Origin of the sequence: Paracoccus yeei ATCC BAA-599 (assembly GCF_000622145.1) — a bacterium.
GTDB classification, from domain to species: Bacteria; Pseudomonadota; Alphaproteobacteria; order Rhodobacterales; family Rhodobacteraceae; genus Paracoccus; species Paracoccus yeei.
This window is the reverse complement of record NZ_JHWH01000047.1, coordinates 1-9,733: the sequence shown is the minus strand read 5'-3', so window position 1 is coordinate 9,733 and position 9,733 is coordinate 1. Positions and strand designations below refer to the sequence as shown.

Genomic DNA, 9,733 nt, shown 5'->3' with positions numbered 1-9,733 from the left:
GTTTTGCCTGATGGTGAAGGTGCTCTTTGGCCTGCCGCTTCGGCACACGACAGGCATGGTTTCAGCTTGTAGAACGTCGCCGGGCTGAGACCATGCCTGCGGCACACCTCAGCCGTCGGCATGCCCGCCTCCTGCTCCTGGAGCATCCCGATTATCTGTTCATCGGGGCTTACGCGGCCCCACTGGGGCCACGGTCCCCTCTTCATCGGTGAAACGGCTCTTTCGCATTCGTCTGCTCCTTCAGGGTTGAGCAGACTCTACATCATGGTGCGGGACTTCGTGGGGGGCAGGTCACCAGGCGTCCGTCAGAAAAGGGGCTGCAGACGGCACGAATTCCGATGCCGGCTTGTCGTATTCAAATTGTTCAATACGAACGGAAATCTGGTGCGGGCGGCGGGACTTGAACCCGCACGGGCTTGCGCCCCAGGGAGTTTAAGTCCCATGCGTCTACCATTCCGCCACGCCCGCGCCGTGGCTTCGCTAGCGGGCGCGGGCGGGCTTTGCAAGCCTTAGAAGCTGCGGGTCGGGCGGTCGAAGACCTTGCGCCCCATCATCGAGCCGACCAGATCGACCATCAGCCGCGCGGTCTTGCCCCGATCGTCAAGAAAGGGGTTCAGCTCGACCAGGTCCAGCGAGGTGACCAGCCCCGATTCGTGCAGCAGTTCGCAGACCAGATGCGCCTCGCGGAAGGTGGTGCCGCCGGGCACGGTGGTGCCCACTGCTGGCGCGACCGAGGGATCCAGGAAGTCCACGTCCAGGCTGACGTGCAGCAGGCCGTTCTCGGCCTGGACCCGGTCCAGGAAGGCGCGCAGGGGGGCCGCGATGCCCTGTTCGTCCAGCACCCGCATGTCGCTGACGGTGATCTCGGTCGCCTCGAGCATGGCGTGTTCCGCCGGATCGACCGAGCGGATGCCGAACAGGCAGATGTTTTCCCCGGGCACCGGCGCCGGAAAGGGCGGGAACGGATCGAACCCCATCCGCCCCGCCGCATAGGCCATCGGTGTGCCGTGCAGGTTGCCCGAACTGGTCGTCTCGACGGTGTGGAAATCGCTGTGCGCATCCAGCCACAGCACGAACAGCGGCCTGCCCGCCGCCATCGCGTGCGAGGCGACGCCCGCCACGGTGCCGAGCGACAGCGAATGATCGCCCCCCATGAAGATCGGCAGCCCGTCGGACATGGCGGTCGCGGCGACGGCCGACAGAGCCTCGGTCCAGGCGACGACCTCGGGCAGGTGGTGGACGGCGGGGTTCGCGCAGGTCAGCTCGCGCGGGGTGGTCGGCGCGACATCGCCGCGATCCTCGACCGTGTGGCCGAGATCCGACAGGGTGCGCGCGAGGCCCGCGACGCGGTAGGCGGCGGGGCCCATCAGGCAGCCGGGGCGGCGCTGGCCTTCGTCGACGGGGGCGCCGACCAGGATGCAATGGGTCATCGGTTCTCCTGCGGTGGGGGCCGCGGGACGCGGCCGGTCTAGCTCCGGATGCCCTTGAAACGCTCTTGCCATTCGTCGCGTTGCTCGTCGGTGATCTTGGCGAACAGGACCTCGGGGACCGTGAAGGCGTGGCCGGGCGGCAGGACCCGCAGCGCTGCGGACACGTCGTCGGGCCAGTCGCGGTTGCCGCTGCGCATCGCGTCCAGCATCGCATCGCTGGCGAAGGGGATGAAAGGCATTGAAAGAACGGCATAAAGCCGGATCAGGTTCAGGCCCAGCCGGACCTGCATCGCGGCCTTTTCGGGGTCGGTCTTGACCCTGGACCAGGGCGCGGCGGATTGCAGGTATTCGTTGCCCAGGACCCAGATCGCGCGCAGTTCGGCGGCGGACTTGCGGACCTCCATATGGTCCATGAAGGTTTCATAGGCGCGGATGCGGGCGGTCAGCGCCTCGATCAGGGCCTGTTCCTCGGGGCCGTAGCTGCCGCCTTCGGGGACGGTCTCGCCGAACTTGCTGCGGCAGAACTTGGTGATGCGGCTGACGAAATTGCCCAGAACGTCGGCCAGATCCTTGTTCACGGATTGCTGGAAGTTGTCCCAGGTGAATTCGCTGTCGCCGGATTCCGGGGCGTGCGACAGCAGCCACCAGCGCCAGTAATCGGCCGGCAGGATCGACAGCGCCTGGTCCATGAACACGCCGCGGCCCTGCGAGGTGCTGAACTGGCCACCGTCATAAGTGAGGTAATTGAAGGACTTGATATAGTCCACGAGCTTCCACGGTTCGCCCGAGCCGATGATCGTGGCCGGGAAGCTGAGGGTGTGGAAGGGCACGTTGTCCTTGCCCATGAACTGGGTGTAGGTCACGTCCTGCGCCCCCTCGTCCAGGCGCCACCAGCGGCGCCAGGCGCTGTCGGGCTCGCCCCGCTTGTCGGTGCCCTCGGCGGTGGCGGCGATGTATTCGATGGGGGCGTCGAACCAGACGTAGAAGACCTTGCCCTCCATCCCCGGCCAGGGCTGATCGCCCTTCTTGACCGGGATGCCCCAGTCGAGGTCGCGGGTGATGCCGCGGTCCTGCAAGCCGTCGCCGTCGTTGAGCCATTTCCGCGCGATCGAGGTGGTCAGGATCGGCCAGTCGGTCTTGCTGTCAAGCCATTGGGAAATCTGATCTTTCAGCGCGCGCTGGCGCAGGTAGAGATGCTTGGTCCGGCGCACTTCGAGATTGGTCGAGCCCGAGATGGCGCTGCGCGGCTCGATCAGGTCGGTGGGGTCGAGCTGCTTGGTGCAGTTCTCGCACTGGTCGCCGCGGGCCTTGTCGTAGCCGCAGTTCGGGCAGGTGCCCTCGATATAGCGGTCGGGCAGGAAGCGGCCGTCGTCGATGGAATAGATCTGGCTTTCCTCGACCTCGGAGATCCAGCCGTTTTCGTCGAGCTTGCCGGCGAAATGCTGGGTCAGGACGTGGTTGCGTTCCGAGGAGGAGCGGCCGAAATGGTCGAAGGACAGGCCGAAGTTCCGGGCGATTTCCGCCTGGATTTCATGCATTTCCGCGCAATAGACCGCGACCGGCTTGCCCGCCTTCTTGGCCGCCAGTTCGGCCGGAGTGCCGTGTTCGTCGGTGGCGCAGATGAACATGACCTCGTGCCCGCGCGCGCGCAGGTAGCGGGCCGAGAGGTCCGCCGGAAGCTGCGAGCCGACCAGGTTGCCGAGGTGCTTGATCCCGTTGATGTAGGGGATCGCCGAGGTGATGAGATGCCGGGCCATGCGTTGCGTCCTAAGGGGTCGGCGCCCTGTCTAGCCGCGATGGGGCGGCTTGGAAAGTCCTGCGGGCGTTGCAGGGCCTGGCCGCGCAACGGGGCGCGGGCAAAGGGGCCGAAAGCCCGGGAAAACATGGGGTTTCGGGGGGTGACCCGCGTGCACCGCGCGTACACGGTGCGTACACCGGGTGTCGGACGGGATGGCATCGGGGGCGGTAGAGGGGGCTCTGCCCCCACGCGCCCGCCGGGCGCGTCCCCCCGGGATATTTGGGCAAGAAAGAATATCAGGGGCGGCGGGCCAGCGCGCGGTCGAGCGTGGCGAGGACCCGGGCGCTGAGCGGCAGGCGGCCGGCGCGCAGGTCGGCCAGCGGGACCCAGGCGGCGTCGAGCGCGTCGTCGGCGGCGAGCGGGGCGCGGTCCGGGCCCAGGGGTTCGCAAAGCACCGCCGCGAGCAGGAAATGGAAGCGCAGCGCGCCATCCGCGCCGCGTTCGATCACATCGATATTGTCGATGTAGCACAGGGGGCGGGCCGTCAGGCCGGTTTCCTCATGGAGTTCGCGGGCGGCGGCGGCCAGCGCCGTCTCGCCCGGTTCGACATGGCCGCCCGGAAAGCCCCAGAGCCCGGCGTCGGGCGGGTTGCGGCGCTGGACCAGGAGGACGCGCGGCCCATGATCGGGATCGTGGTCGATGAGGACGGCCAGCGCCGCCAGCACCGGGCGGGCGGCGGCGTCCCTTGGTCTGGCGTCCTGTGGTCCGGCGGTCACGCCCGGGTCAGCGCCGGCGGTCGCGCCGCGAGCTCATCGGCTGGAAGGCCACGCCGACATGCGCCTCGCAATAGGGCTTGCCGGGGGCCGAGGGCAGGCCGCAGAACCAGAACTTGTCCGTCGCCGGGTCGCCGATCGGCCATTTGCAGGTCCGTTCGGTCAGCTCCATCAGCGTGAGCTTGCGGGCGCGCTTTTCGACCTCGCGCACCGAGGCCAGCGCCTCGGGGCTGATCTCGTTGGCCGAGGGCTGCGGCGGCAGCGGCTGGCCGGCGGGCACGATGGTGCGGCGGTTGAAGCCGGCCGGCTGGGTGGCTGCGGGCTCGGCCGGGGCGGCGGGTTGCGCCTCATCCTCGGGTTCGGCCTCGGGTTCGGGGTCGGGCTGAGGCGCGGGGGCCGCCGCAGCGGCGGGCTGGGGCGCGGCCTTGGGTTCGGGGCGGGGCTGGGCCGATGCCGCCGTCGGGGCGGGGGCCACGGGGGCAGCGGGCGCCGCCTCGGCCGGGGCGGCCTCGTCCTCGGCCCGGTTCGACAGGCCCAGGCGGTGGACCTTGCCGATCACCGCGTTGCGGGTCACGCCGCCCAGTTCCTTGGCGATCTGGCTGGCGGATTGACCTTCGGCCCACATGCGTTTCAGCGTCTCGACGCGCTCGTCGGTCCAGGACATGGCTTGCCTTTCCTGCACCGCGACGGTCGCCGGTGCACATCTGTTCGTGTCTTCAATTCCGCGGGACCCCGCCTTAGAACCGGGGTCCGGGAATGGGGATAGCCAGATTTACCCGCACGAACCCGCAAATTCAAGGAGCGCCGATGCAACCCGACCCGACGATTCCAGGATTTCGCCAGATGGGCGTGCGCCGGTTCGGCCGCGTGAACTGGCTGGGGCTTCATACCCTGGCGCGGCGCGAGATCATGCGCTTCATGAACGTCTGGCAGCAGACCATCTTTGCGCCGCTGATGACCTCGGCGCTGTTCGTGGTGGTCTTTGCCCTGGCGTTGGGCCAGAACCGGGGCGAGGTCATGGGCCTGCCCTATCTGGCCTTCCTGGGGCCGGGCATCCTGATGATGACGGTGATCCAGAACGCCTTCGCCAACACCTCGTCGAGCATCATCTCGGCCAAGATGCAGGGGAATATCGTCGACACGCTGATGCCGCCCCTGTCGGCGGGCGAGATCCTGGCCGGCTATCTGGCGGGGGCGCTGGTGCGCGCGCTGATCGTGGCGGGGGCCATCGGCCTGGGCATGGCGCTGGTCATCGGCCAGGGGATCGCGCATCCGGCCTGGGCGCTGGCCTTCGTCGTGCTGGGGGCGCTTCTGATGGGGGGGCTGGGCCTGCTGGGCGGGATCGTCGCGCAGAAGTTCGACCACATGGCCGCGATCACCAATTTCATCGTGACGCCGCTGTCCTTCCTGTCGGGCACCTTCTATTCGGTGCAGGCCCTGCCCGAGCCGTTCCGCACGCTGGCGCACTGGAACCCGATCTTCTATCTGATCGACGGGGCGCGCTACGGCTTTGCGGGCGTGTCGGACGCGCCGGCGCTGCGCGGGCTTCTGGTCTGCGGGCTTGCCGTGGCGCTGGTCCTGGCGCTGGCCTGGCGCTGGCTGGACCGCGGCTATCGCATGAAGGCCTGAAACCTTGCGCCGGGGGCGGTTTCGCGCTATCTGGCGGCCATGATCGTTCGGACCGCCCAGATTGCCCGTCCCCGACGTTGACCCGTTCGACGTCCGATCCTGCCTGCCCTTCTTCCTGTCAACCTGCGCCGCCTTGCCGCGGCATTCCGCGAGGACAATCCCATGATTTCGCACGTCCTGCCGACCTACAACCGCGCGCCCATCGCCTTTGAGCGCGGCGAGGGTGCCTGGGCCATCGCCACGGACGGCACGCGATACCTGGACCTGGGCGCGGGCATCGCGGTCAATGCGCTGGGCCATGCGAACCCCGCCCTGGTCGCCGCGCTGACCGAACAGGCGGGGCGGATCTGGCATGTCTCGAACCTGTACCAGATCCCCGAGCAGGAGCGGCTGGCCGACCTGCTGGTCGCCCATACCTTCGCCGACACCGTCTTCGTCACCAATTCCGGCACCGAGGCCGCGGAGCTGGCGATCAAGATGGCGCGCAAGTACTGGTCCGAGAAGGGTGAGGACCGCAGCGAGATCCTGACCTTCGAGGGGGCGTTCCACGGCCGTTCGACCGGGGCCATCGCCGCCTCGGGCGGGGAGAAGATGGTCAAGGGGTTCGGGCCGCTGATGCCGGGCTTTGTCCACCTGCCCTGGGGCGACATGGATGCGCTGGAGGCGGCGATCGGCCCGCGCACCGCCGCCGTCATGCTGGAGCCGGTGCAGGGCGAGGGCGGCATCCGGCCGCTGCCCGACGCCGACCTGCGGCGGGTGCGCGCGTTGTGCGACCGGACCGGGGCGCTGCTGATCCTGGACGAGGTGCAGTCCGGCATGGGCCGGACGGGCAAGCTGTTCGCGCATGAATGGGCGGGTGTCACCCCCGACATCATGATGGTGGCCAAGGGCATCGGCGGCGGCTTTCCGCTGGGCGCGGTGCTGGCGACCGAGGCCGCGGCCGCGGGCATGGCGGCGGGCACGCATGGCTCGACCTATGGCGGCAACCCGCTGGCCTGCGCGGTGGGCGCGCGCGTGATGGAGATCGTCGCCGACCCGGCCTTCCTGTCCGAGGTGAACCGCAAGGCGGGGCTGCTGCGCCAGAAGCTGGAGGCGCTGGTCGCAGCCCATCCCGAGGTCTTCGAGTCAGTGCGCGGCCAGGGGCTGATGCTGGGGCTGAAGTGCAAGGTGGCGCCGGCCGACCTGGTCAAGGCGGGCTATGCCGAGCACATCCTGACGGTGCCGGCGGGCGACGGCGTGCTGCGCCTGCTGCCGCCCCTGACCATCACCGACGCGGAGATCGCCGAGGCCGTCCAGCGGCTGGACCGGGCCGCCGGCCGGCTGGAATAGCGGCTTTCCGGGGCGGAAAGGCCGGCGCGGGGCCTTGACCTTGCGCCGGCGACGCGGCTTGCTGGCCGCAAGCATCGAAAGACAGTGACAATGAACAGTTTCCTTGACATCCATCTGACCGACAAGGCCGCCTTGCGGGGCATGATCGACAGCGCCCGCCGGATGAAGGACGCCCGCGCGGGCCAGCCCCGGGGCGCGCTGGACGCGGACCTGGCGCTGAAGAACCGGATGGTGGCGCTGATCTTCGAGAAGCCCTCGACGCGGACGCGGGTCAGCTTCGACCTGGGGGTGCGGCAGATGGGCGGCTCGACCATGGTGCTGTCGGGCAAGGAGATGCAGCTGGGCCATGGCGAGACCATCGCCGACACCGCCCGGGTGCTGTCGCGCTATGTCGACCTGATCATGATCCGCACCTTCGAGGAGGCGACGCTGCTGGAGATGGCGGAATACGCCAGCGTGCCGGTCATCAACGGGCTGACGAACCGCACCCATCCCTGCCAGATCATGGCCGACGTGATGACCTTCGAGGAGCATCGCGGCCCGATCGCGGGCCGCAAGGTGGTGTGGTCGGGGGACGGCAACAACGTCTGCGCCTCGATGATCCATGCGGCGGGGCAGTTCGGCTATGACTTCACCTTCACCGGACCTTCGACCCTGGACCCCGAGCCCGAGGCCGTGGCCTTTGCCCGGGCGCAGGGCGTGACCGTCGCCATCGAGCGCGATCCGATGAAGGCGGTCGAGGGGGCGGACCTGGTGGTCACCGACACCTGGGTGTCGATGCACGACCCGCAGTCGGCGCGCGAGCGGCGCCACAACCAGCTGCGCGGCTATCAGGTCAACGAGGCGCTGATGGCGCGGGCCAAGCCCGATGCGCTGTTCATGCACTGCCTGCCCGCGCATCGCGACGACGAGGTGACGAGCGCGGTAATGGATGGGCCGAATTCGGTCATCTTCGACGAGGCCGAGAACCGGCTGCACGCGCAGAAGGCCGTCATGCGCTGGTGCCTGGGGGTCTGAGGGCGGCCGTCGGGCCGGGACCGCTTGCGCTGGTGCCTGCCCGTGTGGCAGGCGGCCGAGGGTGGCGGGGGCTCTGCCCCCACGCGCCCGGCGGGCGCGTTCCCCCGGGATATTTCGACAAGAAAGAAGCCTGGGGCGGATCGAACGTCGCCCGCCGTCAGTTTTCCCGGAAGGCGCGGGTGAAGTAGTCGCTGAGCGGCTTCATCAGATAGGCCAGCGGGCTGCGTTCGCCGGTCTGGACATAGACCTCGACCGGCATGCCGGGCACCAGGTCGAGGCCCTTGAGCTTGGCGATCTGTTCGGGCGGGATCGTCACCTCGGCCCGGTAATAGGGCACATGGGTCGCCTGGTCGACGAGCGTGTCGGCCGAGACGCGGCTGAGCACGCCGTCGATTTCCGGCGTCGTGCGCGACGAGAAGGACGAGAACCGCAGCACCACCTGCTGGCCCGGATGCACCTCGTCGATGTTGATCGTGGCGATGCGGGCGGCCACCACCAGCGGGCGGTCCTGCGGGATGATGTAAAGGATCGGGTCCGCCGCCCGGATCACCGAACGCGGCGTCGTGACCTGGGATTCCTGCACCACGCCCGCGACCGGGGCGCGGATTTCCAGCCGGGCCACCTGTTCGGTCAGCGCGCGGCGGCGTTCGGCCAGTTCCAGTTCGCGGTAGCCGAGGTCACGCAGCTCGGTTTCGGCCTGTTCGCGATAGGCGGCTGATTTTTCCAGCCGCGACAGGTCGATCTCGGCAAGCTGCGTTTCCGCCTGGGCACGGCTGGCGGTGGTTTCGCCCAGGAGCCCGTCGAGGCGCGCCGCCTCGCGTTCCAGGGCCAGGACGCGGGGCGCCTGGGCCAGGCCCTTGTCGAGCAGCGTGCGCTGGTCGCGCAGTTCCTGGGCGATGAAGTCGCGCTGCTTTTGCAGGGCGTCGTTCTGGGCGTCGATGCCCTTGATCTGCGAGCCGATCTGTTCGGCCTGCTTGGCGAGCTGGCCGAGCGACTGGTTCAGCGTGTCCATGCGGGCGCGGAACAGGTCCTGCTGGCCCGCCATCAGCGCCCGATAGTCGGGATGGGTGCGGGAGGCGGCGACCAGCTCCTCGGGGAAGACGATTTCGGTGCGGTCGGAGCGCTCGGCCTCGAGCCGGCCGCGGCGGGCGAGGATCTCGAAATACTGGCCCTCGACGATGGCGAGTTCGGTGCCCAGAAGCGCCCCGTCCAGCCGGATCAGCGGCTGTCCGGCGGCGACGGTCTCGCCCTCGTGCACGAGGATTTCGGCGACCACGCCGCCGTCGGGATGCTGGACGATCTGGCGGCGCTGTTCGACCTCGACCTGGCCCGAGGCGACCACGGCGCCGCTGATGCGGGCGGCGACGGACCAGAGGCCGAAGCCGCCGACCAGCAGGGCCAGCGACAGGAGCCCCAGCAGGATGGCGCCCCGGGCCGACCATTCCGGCCGCGCCGGCGGCGGGGCGGCGGGGGGCGCCGGCTGCGGCGCCGGACGGGCCGCGGCCGGGTCGTGGGGCAGCTTTTCGACGGCGGCGCGCGCGAGTTTGAGGTCGGTCATGTCACCCCTCCGCCCTGGCCCTTGGACCGCGCGATCTGTTCGGCGTTGCGCACCACGGACTGCAGCACCTCGTCGCGCGGGCCGAAGGCGCGGCGCACGCCCTGTTCCATCACCAGAAGCAGTTCGCATTCGCTGATCGCGGCGGGGCGGTGGGCCATGATGATGACCGCGCCGCCGCGCGCCTTGATGGTGCGGATCGCCAGGTTCAGCGCCGCCGAGCCTTCGTTGTCGAGGTTTGAGTTCGGCTCGTCCAGGACAA

General features: G+C 69.1%; 9 protein-coding genes, 1 tRNA gene and 1 pseudogene. 3 read left to right on the top strand and 8 right to left on the bottom strand.

Features of this window, described 5'->3' with window-relative positions; translation table 11 throughout:
* The 6 genes from BU28_RS24955 to BU28_RS0117080 form a co-directional block, all read right to left on the bottom strand.
* Positions 1 to 206, bottom strand: a 206-nt coding sequence (locus BU28_RS24955) for a transposase (RefSeq protein WP_155992567.1), incomplete at its 3' end; no start/stop codon positions are given.
* Positions 207 to 382: 176 nt separating this feature from the next.
* A tRNA-Leu gene (locus tag BU28_RS0117100) sits at positions 383 to 468 on the bottom strand.
* 41 nt (positions 469 to 509) lie between these two features.
* Positions 510 to 1,430: an arginase gene (rocF, locus tag BU28_RS0117095; RefSeq protein ID WP_028720525.1), complete on the bottom strand. Its 921-nt coding sequence runs from the start codon at positions 1,428 to 1,430 to the stop codon at positions 510 to 512.
* Between the two features lie 38 nt (positions 1,431 to 1,468).
* Positions 1,469 to 3,187 carry a methionine--tRNA ligase gene (gene metG, locus BU28_RS0117090; protein ID WP_028720524.1) on the bottom strand — a complete coding sequence of 573 codons (1,719 nt, stop codon included), beginning with the start codon at positions 3,185 to 3,187 and terminating at the stop codon, positions 1,469 to 1,471.
* A gap of 277 nt (positions 3,188 to 3,464) precedes the next feature.
* Positions 3,465 to 3,944 (bottom strand): NUDIX hydrolase, encoded by a 480-nt coding sequence (locus BU28_RS0117085; RefSeq protein WP_028719002.1) that lies wholly within the window; start codon positions 3,942 to 3,944, stop codon positions 3,465 to 3,467.
* 7 nt (positions 3,945 to 3,951) lie between these two features.
* Positions 3,952 to 4,605, bottom strand: coding sequence for a GcrA family cell cycle regulator (locus BU28_RS0117080; RefSeq protein WP_028719001.1), 654 nt, complete (start codon positions 4,603 to 4,605; stop codon positions 3,952 to 3,954).
* 143 nt (positions 4,606 to 4,748) lie between these two features.
* On the opposite strand from BU28_RS0117080, the gene BU28_RS0117075 reads away from it, so the two are divergent.
* The 3 genes from BU28_RS0117075 (at position 4,749) to argF (ending at position 7,916) form a co-directional block, all read left to right on the top strand.
* Positions 4,749 to 5,570, top strand: coding sequence for an ABC transporter permease (locus BU28_RS0117075; protein ID WP_051578022.1), 822 nt, complete (start codon positions 4,749 to 4,751; stop codon positions 5,568 to 5,570).
* A 162-nt stretch (positions 5,571 to 5,732) separates the two neighbouring features.
* Complete coding sequence (locus BU28_RS0117070) at positions 5,733 to 6,899, top strand: aspartate aminotransferase family protein (RefSeq protein ID WP_028718999.1); 1,167 nt, start codon at positions 5,733 to 5,735, stop codon at positions 6,897 to 6,899.
* 90 nt (positions 6,900 to 6,989) lie between these two features.
* Positions 6,990 to 7,916 (top strand): ornithine carbamoyltransferase, encoded by a 927-nt coding sequence (gene argF / locus BU28_RS0117065; protein WP_028718998.1) that lies wholly within the window; start codon positions 6,990 to 6,992, stop codon positions 7,914 to 7,916.
* A gap of 157 nt (positions 7,917 to 8,073) precedes the next feature.
* On the opposite strand, the gene BU28_RS0117060 is transcribed toward argF, so the two are convergent.
* Together BU28_RS0117060 and BU28_RS23535 are read right to left on the bottom strand one after the other, a co-directional pair.
* On the bottom strand, positions 8,074 to 9,474 hold the full coding sequence (locus BU28_RS0117060; protein WP_081791311.1) for an HlyD family type I secretion periplasmic adaptor subunit: 1,401 nt from the start codon (positions 9,472 to 9,474) through the stop codon (positions 8,074 to 8,076).
* A pseudogene (locus BU28_RS23535) lies at positions 9,471 to 9,733 on the bottom strand (type I secretion system permease/ATPase); the annotation flags it as partial. The gene BU28_RS0117060 and the pseudogene BU28_RS23535, both read right to left, overlap by 4 nt.